Origin of the sequence: Kitasatospora sp. NPDC089913, from assembly GCF_044748625.1 — a bacterium.
Lineage (GTDB): Bacteria > Actinomycetota > Actinomycetes > Streptomycetales > Streptomycetaceae > Kitasatospora.
In genome coordinates, this window is the sequence record NZ_JBIVGI010000028.1 from 104,514 (window position 1) to 123,118 (window position 18,605).

The 18,605-nt window shown below is 73.8% G+C and carries 14 protein-coding genes and 1 tRNA gene; 9 read left to right on the plus strand and 6 right to left on the minus strand.

Going from position 1 to position 18,605, the window contains the following annotated elements:
* The first annotated feature begins 72 nt into the window (after positions 1-72).
* Positions 73-411, plus strand: coding sequence for an FmdB family zinc ribbon protein (locus ACIPYS_RS32345; RefSeq protein ID WP_400752879.1), 339 nt, complete (start codon positions 73-75; stop codon positions 409-411).
* 688 nt (positions 412-1,099) lie between these two features.
* Positions 1,100-1,519 (plus strand): large conductance mechanosensitive channel protein MscL, encoded by a 420-nt coding sequence (mscL, locus tag ACIPYS_RS32350; protein WP_093860822.1) that lies wholly within the window; start codon positions 1,100-1,102, stop codon positions 1,517-1,519.
* A 101-nt stretch (positions 1,520-1,620) separates the two neighbouring features.
* Here the strand turns inward: mscL and ACIPYS_RS32355 are convergent, their stop codons facing one another.
* Both ACIPYS_RS32355 and ACIPYS_RS32360 read right to left on the minus strand, forming a co-directional pair.
* Entirely contained in the window at positions 1,621-1,881 is a 261-nt protein-coding gene (locus ACIPYS_RS32355) for a hypothetical protein (RefSeq protein ID WP_400752882.1), read from the minus strand.
* 211 nt (positions 1,882-2,092) lie between these two features.
* Positions 2,093-3,064 carry a sigma-70 family RNA polymerase sigma factor gene (locus ACIPYS_RS32360; RefSeq protein WP_093860824.1) on the minus strand — a complete coding sequence of 324 codons (972 nt, stop codon included), beginning with the start codon at positions 3,062-3,064 and terminating at the stop codon, positions 2,093-2,095.
* Positions 3,065-3,462: 398 nt separating this feature from the next.
* Here ACIPYS_RS32360 and ACIPYS_RS32365 point away from each other — a divergent pair, with 398 nt between their 5' ends.
* Complete coding sequence (locus ACIPYS_RS32365; protein ID WP_400752885.1) at positions 3,463-4,365, plus strand: phosphatase PAP2 family protein; 903 nt, start codon at positions 3,463-3,465, stop codon at positions 4,363-4,365.
* Positions 4,366-4,785: 420 nt separating this feature from the next.
* Here ACIPYS_RS32365 and ACIPYS_RS32370 read toward each other — a convergent pair.
* Positions 4,786-4,858: transfer RNA gene (locus tag ACIPYS_RS32370), tRNA-Arg, on the minus strand.
* Positions 4,859-5,059: 201 nt separating this feature from the next.
* Between ACIPYS_RS32370 and ACIPYS_RS32375 the strand changes: the two genes are divergently transcribed.
* Positions 5,060-6,625 carry a glycosyltransferase family 39 protein gene (locus ACIPYS_RS32375; RefSeq protein WP_093860826.1) on the plus strand — a complete coding sequence of 522 codons (1,566 nt, stop codon included), beginning with the start codon at positions 5,060-5,062 and terminating at the stop codon, positions 6,623-6,625.
* A gap of 105 nt (positions 6,626-6,730) precedes the next feature.
* Positions 6,731-7,669, plus strand: coding sequence for a YhjD/YihY/BrkB family envelope integrity protein (locus ACIPYS_RS32380; protein WP_093860827.1), 939 nt, complete (start codon positions 6,731-6,733; stop codon positions 7,667-7,669).
* Between the two features lie 120 nt (positions 7,670-7,789).
* On the opposite strand, the gene ACIPYS_RS32385 is transcribed toward ACIPYS_RS32380, so the two are convergent.
* Positions 7,790-10,183, minus strand: a complete 2,394-nt coding sequence (locus ACIPYS_RS32385) for a hypothetical protein (protein WP_400752890.1) — start codon at positions 10,181-10,183, stop codon at positions 7,790-7,792.
* 298 nt (positions 10,184-10,481) lie between these two features.
* On the opposite strand from ACIPYS_RS32385, the gene ACIPYS_RS32390 reads away from it, so the two are divergent.
* The 3 genes from ACIPYS_RS32390 to ACIPYS_RS32400 all read left to right on the plus strand — a co-directional run bounded on the left by ACIPYS_RS32390 (position 10,482) and on the right by ACIPYS_RS32400 (position 12,923).
* A complete protein-coding gene (locus tag ACIPYS_RS32390; RefSeq protein ID WP_400752893.1) occupies positions 10,482-11,237 on the plus strand; it encodes a GPP34 family phosphoprotein in 756 nt (251 codons plus the stop codon).
* A 616-nt stretch (positions 11,238-11,853) separates the two neighbouring features.
* Positions 11,854-12,717 carry a helix-turn-helix transcriptional regulator gene (locus tag ACIPYS_RS32395; RefSeq protein ID WP_030393501.1) on the plus strand — a complete coding sequence of 288 codons (864 nt, stop codon included), beginning with the start codon at positions 11,854-11,856 and terminating at the stop codon, positions 12,715-12,717.
* Complete coding sequence (locus ACIPYS_RS32400) at positions 12,714-12,923, plus strand: DUF397 domain-containing protein (RefSeq protein WP_400752896.1); 210 nt, start codon at positions 12,714-12,716, stop codon at positions 12,921-12,923. The genes ACIPYS_RS32395 and ACIPYS_RS32400 overlap by 4 nt, the downstream gene beginning before the upstream one ends.
* A gap of 139 nt (positions 12,924-13,062) precedes the next feature.
* On the opposite strand, the gene ACIPYS_RS32405 is transcribed toward ACIPYS_RS32400, so the two are convergent.
* Positions 13,063-14,178 (minus strand): ADP-ribosylglycohydrolase family protein, encoded by a 1,116-nt coding sequence (locus ACIPYS_RS32405; protein WP_093860830.1) that lies wholly within the window; start codon positions 14,176-14,178, stop codon positions 13,063-13,065.
* Positions 14,179-14,418: 240 nt separating this feature from the next.
* Positions 14,419-17,007 carry a bifunctional FO biosynthesis protein CofGH gene (locus ACIPYS_RS32410; protein WP_093860831.1) on the minus strand — a complete coding sequence of 863 codons (2,589 nt, stop codon included), beginning with the start codon at positions 17,005-17,007 and terminating at the stop codon, positions 14,419-14,421.
* 188 nt (positions 17,008-17,195) lie between these two features.
* Here ACIPYS_RS32410 and ACIPYS_RS32415 point away from each other — a divergent pair, with 188 nt between their 5' ends.
* Entirely contained in the window at positions 17,196-18,467 is a 1,272-nt protein-coding gene (locus ACIPYS_RS32415; RefSeq protein ID WP_400752900.1) for an outer membrane lipoprotein carrier protein LolA, read from the plus strand.
* Positions 18,468-18,605 lie beyond the last annotated feature (138 nt).

The following is an 18,605-nucleotide window of genomic DNA, read 5'->3' on the forward strand; positions in this document are numbered from 1 at the left end:
CTGATCCTTCGGAATGCCGCATCATTGAGGATCGTTAGCACTCATCAGGCGAGAGTGCCAGGAGGAAGACAAGTGCCCACGTACCAGTACCAGTGCACCGAGTGCGGCAACGGCCTGGAGGCGGTGCAGAAGTTCACCGACGAAGCGCTGACCACGTGCCCCGACTGCCAGGGACGGCTCCGCAAGGTCTTCTCGGCGGTGGGTGTCGTCTTCAAGGGCTCCGGTTTCTACCGGACCGACAGCCGCTCCTCCTCCAGCAGCTCGGTGGGTTCCGGCTCGTCGTCGACCTCTTCGTCGACCTCTTCGTCGACGTCGCCCGCGAGCTCCTCCTCGGGCTCGTCCTCGTCGGGCTCCTCGGGTTCGTCGGGGTCCTCGGCCCCCGCCGCCAGCCCCGCCCCGGCGGCCGGCTGACTTCCGGCCGGGCCGCGGCACCAGCTTCTCGGACGGCCCGCCGTTCCCGTTCTCCACGGGTGCGGCGGGCCTTTCGCGCGTTCGGCGGCAGGTGCCGGGGCGGGGCGCGGAAGGCGGGTCCCGGAAGGCTGGTCCCGGAAGGCTGGTCCCGGAAGACGGGGCGGAGAGCACGGATCCCGAAGGACGGGTTGCGGAGGACGGGTTCTGTCAGCGCGGGGCGGGCCGGTTCACCCCTGCGAGTGGGTCCCGTTGTCCACAGGCCCGGGTTGTCCACAGGTTCTGGAAACGGAGTTCCGGCGGTCGCGCGGGGCGGCCCAGAGTGGGCACCGCAAACCCCGAGCCCGACCGTGGAGGTGCCCGTGACCACCGCTTCGTCCGCCCTGCCGCCCCGTCCGCTGCCAATCCCCCCGCTGCCCGCGCCGACCGTTCCACCCCGGCAGCCGGTGCCCTCGTTCCCGCCGATCGGAGGCCGGTCCGGGCCGCGCGGCCGACTCCGACAGCTGCTGGGGTACGGCCCCCGGGTGCCGGCCGCACTGCTGCTCGCGGTGGTGACCGCACTCGCCCTCGGACCGGCCCGGGCGGACTCGCGGCCGCCGGAATCGGCACCGCCGGTCGGCCGAACGGGTTGTCCTGCGGAGGGGGGAGAAAATCACCCGTGACCGGCGGACGACTTCGTCGTTCACGCGGCATGAAGGGCTTCAAGGAATTCCTGCTGCGCGGAAACGTCGTCGAACTGGCCGTCGCCGTGGTCATCGGTGCGGCCTTCACCAGCATCGTCAACGCCTTCGTCAAGGGCGTGATCAATCCGATCGTCGGCGCGTTCGGGGCCCAGGACCTCGCGTCCTACAGCTCCTGCCTCAAAGGGCCCTGTGAGGTGAGCGCCACCGGCGAGGTCACGTCCGGAATCCCGATCCTCTGGGGCAGCGTGCTCAGCGCGGCCCTGCAGTTCCTGATCACCGCCGCCGTCGTCTACTTCTGCCTCATCCTGCCGATGACCAGGTTCACCGCCCGGCGCAAGACCCTGGCCGAGGTCCAGGCCGAGGCCGAGGCCAAGGAGGTCCTGCTGCTCACCGAGATCCGCGACGCCCTGGTCACCCGGGCCGCCTGAAGACCGGGCTGCCCGACCCCCGAGCCGTCCGACCCCGCGACACCCGACCCTGCGGCACCCGACCGGGCCCGGGCCCGGTCCGGCGGTCCCGTCCCTCCGGATCAGTCCCCGTGGTGCGGCGGGCGCTGGCTCAGGTACCAGTCCAGCCCCCGTCCACCGCTCTCCCCGGCCCCGGGGCGGTCGCCCCACCCGGTGTCGGTGTCGTCCCGGGACTGCCGGTCCAGCGGGTCGCCGAAGATCAGCCGGGCCTTCGCCGCCGCGTCCGCGCCCGGCCGGGCCTTCGGGGCGGCCTGCGCCGACCCGTCCCCCGTGCCGGGCTCCGACTCCTGGCCCGGCCGGTCGTCCGTCGTGTCCTTCGCCATCGTCTTCTCCACCGCTCTCGTACCCCGCCGCCGCCGTCCGCCCCCGCCCACCAAGCCTAGAAGGCCCTGACGCGGCCCCGGGACGACGGTGGGCCCGGTGCGGACCGCTCCGCACCGGGCCCACCGGGCCGTACCCGTCCGCACCCGCTCCACCCGGCGCCCCGCGCGCCGTGCTCCCGCACGCCGTGTCCGCGACGCCCGTGGACCGCTGCTACGCGGCCTCGAAGCCCGCGTGGTCGGCGATCTTCTTCAGCTCCGCCAGCGCGTGCTTCTCGATCTGGCGGATCCGCTCACGGGTCAGCCCGTGCTGCTTGCCCACCTCGGTGAGGGTGCGCTCGCGGCCGTCCTCCATGCCGTAACGGGAGCGGATGATCGACGCCGTCCGGTCGTCCAGCCGCCCGATCAGGCCGTCCAGCTCCTCGCGGCGGAGCATGACCATCACGGCGTCCTCGGGGGACGTGGCCCCGGTGTCCTCGACCAGGTCGCCGAACTGGGTCTCGCCCTCGTCGTCGACCGACATGTTCAGACTGACCGGGTCGCGCGCCCAGTCCAGCACGTCCTTGATCCGGGTCTCGGTGGTGTCCAGCTCGGCCGCGATCTCGGCCGGCTCGGGCTCACGGCCCAGCTCCTTCGACTTCTCCCGCTGCACCCGCCGGATCCGGCCCAGCTCCTCGACCAGGTGGACGGGCAGCCGGATGGTGCGCGACTGGTCGGCGATCGACCGGGTGATGGCCTGGCGGATCCACCACGTCGCGTAGGTGGAGAACTTGAAGCCCTTGGCGTAGTCGAACTTCTCCACGGCGCGGACCAGACCCGCGTTGCCCTCCTGGATGAGGTCCAGCAGGGGCAGACCACTGCGCGGGTAGCGGCGGGCCACGGCGACCACGAGGCGGAGGTTCGATCGGATGAAGACGTCCTTGGCACGCTCGGCGTCCTCGGCTATCGCCTCGAGCTCCTCGCGTCGCACCCCCTCGGGGAGCGCTCCCTCCTCCAGCAGGTGCTGCGCGTAGACACCGGCCTCGATCCGCAGCGAGAGCTCGACCTCCTCGGCGGCATCGAGCAGGGGTGTCCTGGCGATCTCGTCGAGATACATGCCGACCAGGTCACGGTCGGCCTCGAAGTTGGTCGGGCGGGCCGCGCGAGTCCGGTCGGCCCTGTCGCGAACGACGGCACGGGTGGCCATGCTTGTGCTCCCTTTGCTGGTGTTGCCGAGGTCTGGCTGCCTGCCCCCAGGAGGGCGCGACATGCGGGCCCGGAGGGCCTTGCACGTAACGATCCAACGAACAGATTCCGGACAACATTCCCAAGTCGCTCAGATTCTTCCAGGGATGCAGTATCCTGCGAGATTTTTCCCCGATTCCGAGCGGAGGGTGACCGTGCGGGCACCACGGGTGCCGTTTCGGGACCGTTCCGGCGCACCCCGCGCACGGCCCCCGTCAGGCACAACCCCGCCGGCGCCGGGCGCGTTCCCGCGCGGACCCGCGCTCCCGCACCGGCGCACGCAGGTTCTCCGCACAAAAGATGCCAAATCGCTATCACCGCAGCGCGCGCTCGGCACAGGCGGCTGGGAAGGTGACAGCCATGCACCTGACCAACAGCTCGCCCATCATCACCGCGCGTGATCGCCACCTGCTCCGGCACGCGGCACTCGCGGTCTGTTGCGCCGGACTGTTCGCCGCCCTCGCGGCCCTGGTGCAGACCGGCTGGGGCCCGCTCTCCCGGTTCGACCACGAGCTCACCGGCGACCTGCACAGCTACGCGGCCGATCACACCGTGTGGACCGCCTCGGTGCAGATGTTCTCCGACATCGGTGGGACGATCACCATGCGCAGCGTCCTCGGCGCCGTCGCGCTCTGGCTCTGGCTGATCGGCGCCCGGACCCTGGCCGGCTGGGTCGCGGCCCAGACCCTGATCGGCTGGGGCGGCCAGTGGGTGCTGAAGCTCTCCTTCGGCCGCCAGCGCCCGGCCTTCTCCGACCCGGTCGCGCACGCCTCCGGTCCCGCGTTCCCCTCCGGACACGCGATGGCCTCCGCGATCACCTGTGCGGTACTGGTCGGCCTGCTCTGGCCCCGGGCCCGCCGCGCCGGCCGGACCACCGCCTGCACCACCGCCGCGCTGACCGTTCTCGCGATAGGTGCCTCCCGGGTCTTCCTCGGTCTGCACTGGACCACCGATGTCCTGGCCGGCTGGCTCGCCGCCGGAATCGTCCTCGGCGCCGTCACCGTCATCGTGGAACTCGCCCGCCCGGGCGCCCTCGCCCGCGACTTCCGCCGGGTGGACTGGCGCACCCGCCCCCGCGTCCAGCGGGTCCTCGTCTCCTCCGCCCGACCGCCCCGCGACACCGGCCCCGCGGACGACCCCGCCGACGACCTCCCGGACGCACCCTCGGTCGACGCCCCGGTCCGCGCCTCCGACACCCCCGGCACCGCCGCCGGGCCGGCCACCGACCCCGTCCCCGACCGTCCCGACGGCCTCCTGCGCTGAGGGCCGCCGCACCCCCGAACGACCGCGCCGACGATCACCCCGGCCGGCCTCGGCCCACCGCAACGCGCGGCGCCGTACAGCTTCCCGCCGTAGGACCAGGCGCCGAAGAGCCGTACGGGGTTCCCGTCCGGTCGTGTTCCCGGACTCGGTCGTGGATGCCCTCCGGCACCACCTGGAGCACTTCGCGGGGGCAGAGTCGGACAGCCGCATGTTCATCGGGCCGCGCCGCGACCGGCTGCGCCGCAGCGACTTCCGGGACGCCCGGACCGCCGCGAAGGTCCGCACGGGCATCCCGATGGAGGTGCGCTTCCACGATCTCCGCCGCACCGGGCCGCACGGGGTGACCGACAGGACTGAACGGCGAAGGCCCAGGGCGGCGGGATTCACCCGCCGGCCTGGGCCTTTGCTGCGTTCGTACTGTGCCCCAGGCAGGATTCGAACCTGCGACACCGGCTTTAGGAGAGCCGTGCTCTATCCCCTGAGCTACTGAGGCGGGGAAGACCGCTGACAGCCTAGCGGATCGGTGGAGAGGGTTGGGCGGGGACGGGCCCGGGGTGGGCGGGCCGACGGTGGGTCAGCGCGGCCGGGGGCGGCCCGACCTGCGGAAGGAACGCCGGTTAGCCTGGGAGGACGGGACTCGACGGCCCCTCGGCCCCGGGCCCGAGGGGCCGGTGGACAGAGGCGGGGGCGGCAGATGACGGCGGGCGAGCGGTGGTACGGGAGATCCGTCCGCCGGGCGGCACGGGTGGCCGGGCCGGCGACCTGGCTGGCCCCGGCGCTGGTGATGCTGGCGGTCGGCGGCTACCGGCTGGGGACCCCGACCCTGTGGCGGGACGAGGTGGCGACCTGGACCTCCGCCGTCCGCCCGCTCGGTGAACTGCTGCGGATGCTGCAGCACGTCGACGCCAGCAACGGCGCCTACTACATCCTGCTGCACGGCTGGATCGCACTGTTCGGCGACTCGGTGACGATGCTGCGGCTGCCGTCGGTGCTGGCCATGGCGGGCGCGGCCGCGTTCACCGCGCTGACCGCCGCACGGCTGTTCGGCGGCCGGGTCGCGGGCACCTGTGCCGGGCTCCTCTTCGCGACCGTGCCACTGGTCTCCCGGTACGCGCAGGAGGCCCGCTCCTACGCGCTGGTGACCTGCGCCGTCGCGGCCGCGACCTGGTTCCTGCTGCGCGCCCTGGACCGGTCGACGCCGTGGCGGTGGATCGCGTACGGCCTGGCGATGGCGGTGGCCGGCGCCGCGCACCTGGTCTCGCTGAGTGCCCTGGTCGGGCAGGCGGCCCTGGTCGCGCCGCACCTGTGGGCGGCCCGGGGTCCGGACCTGCGGCGGCTGCTCGTCGGCCTGGCGGCGGTGCTGACCGCCGTGGTGGTGGCGGTGCTGCCGGTCGCGCTCCTCGGCCGTCAGCAGTCGGAGCGGCAGCTGGGCTGGCTCGCCCGGCCGAGCGTGGACCAGCTGTGGCACTTCGGCGAGCCGCTGTTCGGCTCGGCCCGGGTGTTCGACGTCTTCCTGGTGCTGGCGGTGCTGGCCCTGGTGCTGCCCGGGCGGCGCGGTCCGGCGCTGCGGCTGCTGCTGCTCGCGGTGCTGCCGGTGCTGGCGGTCTGGGTGCTCTCGCGCGGCACCACCTCGTACTTCCTCGACCGGTACCTGCTGTTCACGGTCCCCGCCTGGGCCGCGCTGGCCGGCTGCGGGGTCGGCGCCGTGTACGCGGCCGTGACGGCGGCGGCCAAGCCCGGCCGGACCAATCCGGAGCTGCGGGCGGCGGGGCTGGTGCTCGCGGTCGGTGTGGTGGCGGTGACCGGGGCCACGGCGCTGCCCCGGCAGTCGCTGGTGCGCTACCCGGGATCGCACGCGCAGTCCAAGGAGCCGTACCAGGCGGTGGCCCGGCTGATCACCGCCGGCTACCGGCCCGGGGACGGGCTGGCCGTGCCGATCGGCGGCCAGGCCTGGTCGATGGTCGGCCCCGGTGTCTCCTACTACCTGCCGGACGCGATACGGCCGTACCCCCTGTTCGTGGCGAGCGGAGCCGTCCCGGCCGGGGACCTCTTCCCGATACCGTGCCCGAAGCCCGCGGACTGCACCGGGTCCGGGACCCGGACCTGGCTGGTCGTGCTGGGCGACACCGCCGATCCGCTCGCCGAGGTGCCCGCCGGCGAGGCGGCCGCCCTGCGGAGCCGGTTCGGCCCGCCGCAGCAGGTGACGCCGCTGGGCGGGATGACGCTCGCGCTGCTGGACGGCGCCGGCGCCGGCCGCTGACCCCCGCCCGGGCCGGCGGGCCCGCGGGACGGGAGGCAGCCCGGATGCGGCGCGCCGGGGCTCGGGCGACCATGGATCACGGCGACCAGGTCGGGAGGACCGTCCGTGAGCGAGCAGCCGAGCGAGCAGCCTCCCGAACGGCGGACCCCTCCGCCGGAAGGTCCGGCACCCCGGCGGACGGACCGGTGGAAGCAGCGGTCGACCGCCCTGGCCGGTTCGGCGCGCGAGCTGCCCCAACAGGTCCCGCTGGTGGGCCGCGCCCTGCGCCAGCTGCTCCGGGTGAACCTGCTGGACTGCGCGACCCGGCTGGCCGCCCAGGCCTTCCTGAGCGCCCTGCCCGCACTGTTCGTGGTCGCGGTGTTCACCCCCGCGGCCGTCCGGGACGGGCTGGTGCGCTCGCTGCGCAAGGAGCTGGGGCTCCAGGGCGCGGCCGCGCAGTCCGTCCAGCAGCTGCTCGGGACGGCCCACCACGAGGACACCGGCTTCGGGGTGATCGGCGCGCTGGTGACCCTGCTCTCGGCGACGGCCCTCAGCCGGGCGATGCAGCGGGTCTGCGAGCGCTGCTGGGAGCTGCCCAAGTCGGGCACCAGGGTGGCGGCCTGGCGCTGGCTGGTCTGGCTGCTGGTCTGGCTGGTCTACCTGGTGTTCCAGACCCCGGTCCGGGAGGGCTTCGGCCTGGGCGCCTGGCTCGGCGTCCCGCTGATCTTCCTGGCGTCGACGGTGCTCTGGTGGTGGACCCAGCACCTGCTGCTGGGCGCCCGGGTGCGCTGGCTGCCGCTGTTGCCGGGGGCGCTGCTCTGCGGGGTGGCCGTGGTCGTGATCGGGGTGGCCTCGCGGATCTACCTGCCGAGCGCGATGAGTCGCAGCATCGGCCAGTTCGGCCCCTACGGTGTGGTGTTCACCTCGTTGTCCTGGCTGATCGTGGGCTTCACCGGGGTGACCCTGGCGATCGCGCTGGGCCGGGTGGTCGCCGAGGAGGAACCGATCGCCGAGCTGCTGGGCTCGCGCACCGAACCGGGCCGGTGGGGCGGTCCGCGCTCCTGAACGCGGACCGCCCCGACCGAGGCCCCGGGCGGTGTGCCGGTGCCGACGAGCCTCGGCGGTGTGGCCGTACCGACGCGCCCGGGCGGCGGCCCGGGCGGTGTGCCCGGGCCGCGGCGGACCTCAGAGCGCCCGGGTCAGCCGGTCCAGGATGGACGGCGGGGCGAGGTCGGACTTCAGCACGACCGGCACCTCGACCTTGTTGGCGCCCTCACCGGACCGCAGCACACCGACCTGGGTCCCGGCCGTCACCCGGTGCCCGACCTTCACCGGGTCCAGCACCAGGGTGCCGGTGATGCCGGGGAAGCCGGCCACCGAGAGGTCCTGCGCGGCGACGACCGGGACCGAACCGCCGAGGCCGTCGTCGATCCGGCCGACCACGTCGCCCTGCTTGGCCAGGGTCTGAGCGGTGAGCCCGTTCTGCGCCGCCTGGATCTGCTTGGCGCTGACGCTCTGCACCACCTTGAGGATGCTGGGCTCGGCGGCGGTCGCCGGCTGCCCCAGGGTGACGCCCAGGATCAGCCGCCGCACACCGGCGACGTCCTTGAACGCGGCCCACATCAGGCAGCCGCCGGCCGGGGTGCTGGAGCCGGTCTTGACGCCGATGATGCCGTTCTTGGGCGAGATCAGCGTGTTGGTGTTGGAGATCTTCTGGTTGTTGAAGGTGGTGTCCGGGGTCGACACGATCTGCCGGAAGATCTCGTCCTGCATCACCTGCTCGGCCAGCTTCAGCTGGTCCTTGGCCGTGCTCCTGGTCTCGGCGTTGAAGCCGGCCGGGTCGGTGTAGGTGGTGTTGGTCATGCCGAACGCGGCGGCGGTGTCGTTCATCTTCTTGACGAACGCCTCCTCCGATCCGGCGTCCCAGCGCGCCAGCAGCCGGGCCACGTTGTTGGCGGAGGGCAGCATCAGCAGTTCCAGCGCCTGGTACTGGCTGAGCTGCTGCCCCTCGGTGAGGGTGACCCGGGACTCGTCGACGTTGCCGGACTCTTGGGCGGCCTGCTTGTCGACGGTGATCTTCGGACCGCCCTCGCCCTTCTTCAGCGGGTGCGCCTGAAGGATGAGGTAGGCGTTCATCACCTTGGTGACACTGGCGATCGAGGCCGGGGTCTCCGGGCCCGAGCTGCCCAGGCTGCCGACCCCGACCACCCCGGCGGCCGACTGGCCCTTGGCGGGCCAGGCCAGGTCGAGCGGGTCACCGGGGAAACCGAAGCCGCCGGCCGCGGTCATCCGCACCTTGGCGTCCGGCAGCGGGCGGAGCAGCTGGGCGGTGACCATCGCGCCGAGGACGACGGCGAGGAAGGCCGTCCAGATGGTGATCCGCTTGAGCGCGCGACGCAGCGGGGAGACCGGCCGGCCGTTGAGCGTGGCCAGCACGTCCATCGCCTCGGAGGTGGACTCCGGGAACGGCAGCGGCGCGGGTTCGGGCAGGGGCAGCGGTTCGGGCGCGGGCGGCGGCGCGGGGGCCGGGGCGGGGCGCGGCTCCGGGGCCGGCCCGGGTTCGGGGGCGGGGACCGGCTCGGGCTCCGGAACGGGCTCGGGGGCGGGTGGCTTCGGGACGGTGCCGGCGGCCGTGGGGAGGCGCAGCATCCGGGTCCGTTCGGCGTCCTCCCGCTTCTCGAACTTCTCGGCCCGCGCGGCCGCGGCGGCCGGTTCGGCCGGTTCCGCCGGTTCCGCCGGTTCCGCCGCCGCGGTCACCGGGGACGCGGAGGCGGACGCCGGCTGCCCGTCGGTGTCCGTGTCGTTCCCGGCGGGCTCGGCTTCGGCCTCTGCCTCTGCCTTGGCCTTGGGCTCTGTGCGACCGGTGGGCCCGGCCGCCGCCGGCGACGGCGACGGCGTCCGAATGGCGAGACGGGGGTCGGTTCCGGTCGGGCGCCCCGGTGCGTCGGCCGCGGCGCCGCCGACCTCCTCCTCCCGCCCGGCCGAACCGATCGCGGTGGCCCCGGACGGCCTGCGCGACTCCTCGGTCAGGCGAAGTGCGGTGGTGGCGTCGTCGGACGGCATCCTCAGCGCCGTGGTCGCGTCGTCGGACGGCATCCGCAACGCCGTGGTGGCATCGTCGGACGGCATCCGCAACGCCGTGGTCGCCTGGTCCACGGGCATCCGCAGCGCGGTCGTCCGGGTGTCCGAATCCCGGACGCGCAGCTGCACCGTGGCGGGCTTGGCCGGCCGGCCCGGTCCGCCGTCGGCGGGATCCGGGGCGCCGTCCGGTTCGTTCGACTCGTCCGATTCATCGGACGAGTGACCGGGCGAGCGACCGGACGAGTCCCCCGACCGGGCATCGCCCGAGTCACCGGACGGAGCATCGCCCGACGGAGCGTCGCCGGCCTCCGCAGGCTCGGCGACGGTGCCCGGCTCCGGCTCGGCCGCCCGGCCCGTCACTCCGTCCGTCACGCCGTCCGCCGCCCCGTCCACCGCCGGCGCGGCCGCCTTCTCGGCCGTGGCGGAGTCGGCCGGTTCGCCGTCCCGCTCCCGCGCCCGATCGCCGTCCCGCAGCACCCTGTCGGGGGACTCGCCCACGTAACCCAGCCTCCTCAACGCCCGGCGGGGCACCGGCCGACCCGATTTCGGGAAGCCGGTACCCCGCCCCGTGTACCTGTACAGTCTCCGCCACCGGCGACCGATCCGGTCGCCCACACCCCGCCCGACCGGCGGTTATTGGCGCGGCGCGGCCGCGCCGCGGCCTGTTCAACGGTCAGACGCCGGGCCCGCCACGGGCGGTTCCCCCGCTCGATCGCAAGGTCACGATTCGGAGGCGTACTCGACAAGCCCGTGTGAGAGGCGTCACGCTGTTTCCCATCCACGCGGGGAGGCTTGGATGGGCAAGAGCCGCAGAACTGTTCCCGAGGAACTCTTGCTGCTCGCTTTGGACCCGACCACGGGCACCACTGCGCAGCCGCAGACCCTCGACCTCGGACTCGCCGGGGCACAGCTCGTCGAGCTGTCCCTGGCCGGACGGATCGTTCCTGAGGGTGACCGGATCGCCGTGGTGCTCCCACGGCCGACCGGTGACCCGACACTCGACCACGCACTCGAGCTGCTGCGACGACGCGGCAGCCCGGTCCGCGCCACGCACTGGATCGGCGGGCCCCGGCTGGGGCTGCGGCAGACCTACCTGGCACACCTGGAGCGCTGCGGCATGGTGACCGCCGTGCCCGGTCAGGTGTGCGGGGTGCTGCCCACGATCCGCTACCAGGCGTCGGACGACTGCACCAACGCCGCGATCAAGCAGCGACTGGACACTGCGATCCGCACCGGCGTGCCGCCGGACCCGCGGACGGCCGCGCTCGCCGCCCTGGCGCACTCGGTCGGTCTGGGCAAGCACCTGTACCCGGGCAACGAGGGCCGGTCCTCGCGGTCCAGGTTGCGCGATCTGATCCGCTACGACCCGCTGGGCGGGATGGTCGCGCACGCCGTGATGGACGTGCAGAACGGTCTGCCGAGCCAGCAGAACCGTTCCGCCCAGGCAACTGCGGCGCCGTCGGGCTCGGGAGGCCGGGCCGGTCAGCGCTCGGTGGCCGGGCGCGGCAGCGGCGGCGGCCGGGTCGCGGCGTCCCGCGTCGGCGTCCGCTGAGGCTCCCGCCGGGGCCGGACGCCCGACGGGGCCGGCGCCGGGAGCCGCACCGGGGCCCTCGCCAGGAGACGGGCCCGGACTCCGGTCCGGGCCCCCCGCTCGGCCCGCGGTCCCGCGGGCACCCGAACCGTCCGGTGCGCCGAGCGCGCACCAGCGCGAACAGCAGCGCACGCCGAACAGCTCACGCCCCGCAGGGGCGCCGAGCACCCGGCACCACCAGGCAGTGAGAAGGGGCGGTCGCCCGCGACGGAAGTCGCCGGGCGACCGCCCCTCCGCCGTCCCCCGAGTCGGTCCACCCCCCACCCGGACCCCCGGCCGCATACCGCCCCCGCACGTGCCACCAGCACCTGCGCGGCCCCGAGCCGCATCCGCACCACGTCCGCCACGCCGTCGCCCCGCCACCGGACCGGGCCGCGGCGCCTCTACCACCCGGAGGCGTCCGCTGTCTCGCCGAAGCGCTTTTCCGATGATCTGTTCTACTGCGCTCCGGGGATTTCCCGGCGCCGACCTGATCCGGGGTGACATGCTGCACAACGTCAGGGGGTTGATCCAGATTTCCACCGTGTTCCGAGGACTTCCGTTCCAACGATCACCAGAGGTCCGACCGGAGGTCGACGTGTCCGCGAACATCAATCCCACGGTGCGCCGTCGACGCCTCGGCTCGGAGCTGCGCAAGCTCCGGGACGCGGCGGGGATGACCGCGGAGGAGGTCGCCGGCCGGCTGATGGTCTCCCAGTCCAAGATCAGCCGCCTGGAGAACGGCCGCCGCAGCATCAGCCAGCGCGACGTCCGCGACCTGTGCGACGTCTACAGCGTCACCGACGAGGCGATGCGGGCCAGTCTGATGGAGATGGCCCGGGAGTCCCGCCAGCGCGGCTGGTGGCACGACTTCAACGACATGCCCACCCCGTACAGCGTCTACATCGGACTGGAGGCCGAGGCCTCGTCGATCCGCGCGTACGAGTCCTCCTTCGTGCCCGGGCTGCTGCAGACCGAGCAGTACGCCCAGGCCGTGGTCGAGGGCACCCAGCCGGACACCGACGCGCTCTCCGTCCAGCGCCGGGTGCAGGTCCGGATGAAGCGCCAGGACCGGGTCAACGGCGAGAACCCGCTGGGCAGTCTGTGGACGGTGATAGACGAGGCGGTGCTGCGCCGGGAGGTCGGCAGCAAGGAGGTGATGGCCCACCAGCTGAAGCACATGCTGGAGCTGAGCCAGCGCCCCAACATCACGATCCAGGTCATACCGTTCTCGCACGGTGCCCACCCCGGAATGACCGGGACATTCTCCCTGCTGGAGTTCCCGGAGTCAGCCGATTCGACGGTTGTCTACTTCGAAGGGGTGACGAGCGATCTCTACCTGGAGAAGGAGGCCGACGTGCGCCGCTATACCAGTCTCTACGACCACCTGCGGGCGGCCGCGCTCGGGGTGGCGGAGACCCGCTCACTGATAGCCGACATTGAAGAGGGATACCACCGATGAGCACCACCTTCGAGAACAGGACGAGCTGGCGCAAGAGCAGTCACAGCGGCGGCAACGGCGCGTGCGTGGAGATCAGCGTGCCGGCCGCCGACCGGGTGGCCGTCCGTGACTCCAAGGACCCGGAGGGACCGCAGCTGAGTTTCTCCCCCGAGGCCTGGAACGCGTTCGCCGCCGCCGCGGGTGCCGGAGCGTTCGACAGCCTCTGACCGACCTCGTGCCGGTTCCCGGCCCAGGTGCCCGTAGCGGTGTCCGTCGCCCTCCCCCGGGGCGGCGGCCACCGCTACGGGCATCTCGGCGTCCCGGGGCATGCCCCCGACAAGCAGTCCCGGGCCAGACGGCGAAGGATCAGCCGAGCACCGGGTAGCGGGCCGCCCAGGCCGCGCCCTCCGCGGTGTCCCGGCTGTGCAGCTCGGGCCCGTGCATCAGCTCCAGCACGAAGTCGTCGGCCAGCTCCAGCAGCGCCCCGCGCCCCTCGAGCCCCGCCACCAGGCCGGGCGGCAGCGCGGTGTCACCGTGCAGCACCCCGAGCAGGTTGCCGCAGACCGCACCCGTGGAGTCGCTGTCCCCCGAGTGGTTCACCGCCAGCAGCAGCCCGGACCGGACGTCGTGCGCGACCAGCGCGCAGTACACCCCGATCGCCAGCGCCTCCTCGGCGACCCAGCCCTCCCCCAGCGCCTCGACCCGCTCGGCGGACGGCTCCCCCGCCCGCACCGCGTCCAGCGCGGCCCGCAGGGCCGCCGTGGTCTCCTCGTGCGCCGGCCGCTCCGACAGCAGCGCGAGCGCCAGGTGCACGCCCTCCTCCAGGGTGCCGCCCCGGGCCACGGTCTGGACGATCACCGCGAGCGCCCCGGCCGAGAGGTAACCGGTGGGGTGGCCGTGGGTCAGTACCGAGCACTCCACCGCCAGCTGGAACACCAGGCCCGGCTCCCAGGTGGTCAGCAGCCCGAACGGCGCCGCCCGCATCACCGTGCCGCAGCCCTTGGAGTGCGGGTTCTTCGGCGCCTCCAGGGTGCCCAGCCGCTCCGCGCCCGGACCGGAGAGGCCGGACAGGCAGGCCTGGCCCGGCGCCCGCTGCGCGTACAGCCACTCCTCCCGGCCGAGCCAGCCGAGGTCGTCCCGGCGCTCGTCGGGGCCCCAGTCCCGCTGGGTGACGGCCCAGCGCAGATAGGCGCGGTGGACGTCGGTGGGCGGGTGCCAGCTGCCGGTGTCCCGGCGGATGTGGGCGCGTATCAGCCCGTCGAGGGTGAACAGCACCATCTGGGTGTCGTCGGTGACCGCGCCCAGCCGCCCGTACGCGGGGACGTAACCCGTGACGCCGAGCGGGCCGTGCACGGCCCGGATCTTCTCCAGGGACTCGAACTCCACGCCCGCGCCGAGTGCGTCACCGATCGCGCCGCCGAGCAGGCATCCCCGCACCCGGCTGCGGAAGTCCTGCTGCTGGGCGCGGGACCACAGTGGCATCACGGCAAGCGCCTTTCGTCCGGGAGCGGGAGGGACGCGCGACGCACGGCCGGTCGCGCGCCCTCGCACTGTATTCGAATGCCCGAACAGCCCGGCAGGGTTCCCGCTCCACCGGATCACCACCGGATGTTCCGCCGACCGCCGGACTCCCCGGGTTCCGCCCGGCCCCGGTCGGCCACCGGAGGCCGGCCACCGGTGGCCGGAGCCCGGTGGCCGGAGCCCGGCGGCACGGTCGGCGGCTCAGTCGACCAGCGGCAGCAGGTCCGGCAGGTGTCCGTCCGAGGCCAGCGCGGCGGCCAGCCGCTCGGCCGGCACCTCCCCATAGGTCGTGGTCCGCTGACGGTGCGGCCGCCCGGCCGCCTCGGCGATCGCCTGGAGGTCGCGGACCGACTTGTAGCTGCCGTAGGCCGAACCGGCCATCCGCGAGATGGTCTCCTCCATCAGCGTGCCGCCGAGGTCGTTGGCGCCCGAGCGGAGCATCTCCGCCGCGCCCTCGGCGCCCAGCTTCACCCAGCTGGTCTGGATGTTGGGGATGTGCGGGTGGAGCAGCAGCCGGGCCATCGCGATCACCGCCCGGTTGTCCCGCGCGGTCGGTCCCGGCCGGGCGATCCCGGCCAGGTAGACCGGGGCGTTGGTGTGGATGAACGGCAGCGTCACGAACTCGGTGAAGCCCCCGGTGCGCTGCTGGATCTCCGCGAGCAGCCGCAGGTGGCCGACCCAGTGCGCGGGGGTGTCCACGTGCCCGTACATCATCGTGGAGGAGGAGCGGATGCCCAGCTCGTGCGCGGTGCTGACGACCTCGACCCAGGTCGCGGCGGGCAGCTTGCCCTTGGTGAGCACCCAGCGGACCTCGTCGTCCAGGATCTCGGCCGCCGTGCCCGGGATGGTGTCCAGACCGGACTCCTTGGCCCGCTGCAGCCAGTCCCGGATCGACAGACCGGTCCGGGTCGCGCCGTTGACCACCTCCATCGGCGAGAAGGCGTGCACATGGATCCCCGGGACCCGCTCCTTCACCGCCCGGGCGATGTCGAAGTAGGCGGTGCCGGGCAGATCCGGGTGGATGCCGCCCTGCATGCAGACCTCGGTGGCCCCGACCTCCCAGGCCTGCGCGGCCCGGTCGGCGACCTGGTCCAGCGAGAGGCTGTAGGCGTCGGCGTCGGTGCGGCGCTGGGCGAAGGCGCAGAACCGGCAGCCGGTGTAGCAGACGTTGGTGAAGTTGATGTTCCGGGTGACGCAGTAGGTGACCTCGTCGCCGACCGCGTCCCGGCGGACCGCGTCGGCGATCCGGCACAGCGCGTCCAGGGCCGGGCCGTCCGCCTGGAACAGCGCCAGCGCCTGCTCGTCGGTGAGCCGGGTCGGGTCGTCGGCCGCCACCGCGAGGGCGGCCCTGACCTCGCCGTCCGGCCGCTCCGGGGCCCCGGTCCGGCCGGGGGCGGCCGAGGCGGCCTGCTCCCGCAGCACCTCCCAGTCGCCGTAGACGTCCTCGAAGTCGGCCCGCCGGTCACCGGTCCGGCCCTCGGTGTCGATGGTGCTGTGCAGATCGGTGCGGCCGTAGGACTCCGGCAGGTCCTCCGGCTCCTGCCAGGGACGTCCGGTGACCACCGCGTCCGGGCGGGCCAGCCCGGTCTCCGGGTCGGCCAGTGCCCGGACGTGCGGCAGCACCCGCGGGTCCAGCCAGGGCTCGCCGTGCCGCACGTACTCGGGGTAGACGGCGAGCCGCTCGCGCAGCTCGAAGCCGGCCGCCGCCGAACGCTCGGCCAGCTTGTCGATCTGCGGCCAGGGGCGCTCCGGGTTGACGTGGTCGGGGGTCAGCGGGGAGACGCCGCCCCAGTCGTCGACACCGGCCCCGATCAGTCGCTCGTACTCGCCGTCCACCAGGTTCGGCGGGGCCTGCAGACAGGCGGAGGGGCCCATGATGTGCCGGGCCACCGCGACGGTGGCGACCAGCTCGTCCAGCTCGGCGTCCGGCATGCCGCGCATCGCGGTGTCCGGCTTGGCGCGGAAGTTCTGCAGGATCAGTTCCTGGATGCCGTGGTAGGCCCGGGAGACCCGGCGCAGCGCGAACAGCGACTCGGCGCGCTCCTCGTACGTCTCGCCGATGCCGATCAGCAGGCCGCTGGTGAACGGCACCGAGCTGCGGCCGGCGTCCTCCAGCACCCGGAGCCGGACGGCCGGCTCCTTGTCGGGCGAGCCGTGGTGCGGGCCGCCGGGCTCGCTCCAGAGCCGGGTGGCGGTGGTCTCCAGCATCATCCCCATCGAGGCGGAGACCGGCTTGAGCCGCTGGAAGTCGGTCCAGCTCAGCACTCCGGGGTTGAGGTGCGGGAGCAGCCCGGTCTCCTCCAGGATCCGGATCGACATGGCGCGGACGTAGGCGATCGTGTCGTCGTAGCCGTGCGCGTCCAGCCACTCGCGGGCCTCGGGCCAGCGGTCCTCGGGCTTGTCGCCGAGGGTGATGAGCGCTTCCTTGCAGCCGAGCGCGGCGCCCCTGCGGGCGACGTCCAGCACCTCGTCCGGGGACATGTACATCCCGTGGCCGGCCCGGCGGAGCTTCCCGGGGACGGTCACGAAGGTGCAGTAGTGGCACTTGTCCCGGCAGAGCCGGGTGAGCGGGATGAACACACTCTTGGAGTAGGTGATGACGCCGGGGCGGCCGGCCGCTTCGAGGCCGGCGTCGCGGACCCGGGCGGCGGAGGCGCAGAGGTCGCGCAGGTCCTCGCCCCTGGCCCGGAGCAGGACCGCCGCCTCGGTCGCGTCCAGCGCGACACCGTCCCGGGCGCGGCGCAGGGCGCGGCGCATCGCGTTGGCGGTCGGAGTGTTGGATGCGTCCATGCCGCGACCCTACGCCAGTTCACGTACGTTCCTCGTACGTTCGGAGGAGACGACCCTGAGGGGGCATCAGGGTCGGCTGCGTCGCGAGGTCGAGCCGGATCCAACCCTGCAGGGCGATGACGCGGGCGACGCGGGAACGTCTAATGGATACCCAGGGACAGTCGGTCACTGACGGAGGGGTTGGACGGATGACGGACGACAGGGCGACCGCGGGCGGCGGCCCGGCGGACGAGTGGCAGGACGGGGCTCCCTACCGGTCCCGCCGGCGCACGCTGGTACGCGTCGCGGTGCCGCTGGCGGTCACGGCCGCGATCGCCGCCGGGGTCGGGCTGGTACCGGCGCTGGCGGACACCTCGCCGCCGGAGCTGCCCGCGCTGACGGCGGAGCAGGTGGTGGCGAAGGTGCTCGGCTCCCAGGCGCAGACGCTGACCGGGACGGTGTCGCTCTCGGCGGACCTCGGTGTGCCGAGCCAGCTGCTGGGCGCCGCGGCCGGCGGCCTCGCCGGCGGCGCGCCGGGCGGCGGTTCCGGGGGCAGGTCCTCGGGCGCCGACCCGACGGCCAAGCTGACCGGGCTGCTCGGCGGCGAGCACCGGCTGCGGGTCGCGGTGGACGGGCCCGACCGGCAGCGGATCGGCCTGCTGGAGCAGCTGGCCGGCTACGAGATGATCCGCAACGGCGACCAGGTGTGGACCTGGGACAGCAGCAGCAACGAGGCCGTGCACCTGACCGGGGCCCGGCCCGACGCGAAGGCGGACGGCCACCCGGGCAAGGGCCCGCTGACCGGGGTGCCGACCACTCCGCAGGAGGCGGCCCAGCAGTTCCTGGGCGCGAACGCGGGCACCACCTCGGTCACCGTGGACGGCACCGTGAACGTGGCCGGGCAGAAGGCCTACCGGCTGAGCGTGAAGCCGACCGGCTCCGGTTCGACGATCGGCGAGGTCCGGATCGCGGTGGCCGCCGACAACGGCGTGCCGCTGTCGGTCGTGGTGAGGGGGACGGACGGCAGCACCGTGCTGGACGTCCACTTCACCGATGTCTCGTTCGCGGCACCGTCCGCGAAGACCTTCGAGTTCACCGTGCCCAAGGGCGCCAAGGTGACGGAGCGCAAGGCCGACTCCGCGCCGCGCGCCGAGGTGACCCCGGAGGAGGCCAAGGCCGCCGCCGAGGGTCTGAACGTGATCGGCGAGGGCTGGACGGCGGTCCTCTCCGCCGTGCTGCCCGCCGACGACGTGTTCGTCCCGGCCGAGGGCAAGGGTCCGCGCGGCAAGGGCGGGCATGGCCCGGGCGGCGGCGGCAAGCTGCAGAACCCGCTCGCGCTGGTCAAGTCGCTCGGCAAGCCGGTCGCCGGTGGCTCGCTGATCAGCACCAAGGTGCTGAACGTGCTCGTCACCGACGACGGCCGGGTGTTCGCCGGTGCGGTGACCCTGCCGGTGCTGCAGAGTGCGGCCGGGGTGAAGTAGTGGCCCGGGCTTCCGTAACGGGGGACGTTACGGAGCCGGCCGGGGGGGGGGGGGGCGGGGGGCGCCCCCCCCCCCCCCCCCCGCCCGGGCCCCCCCCCCCCCCCGCCCGGGCCGCCCCCCCCCCCGCGCCCCCCACCA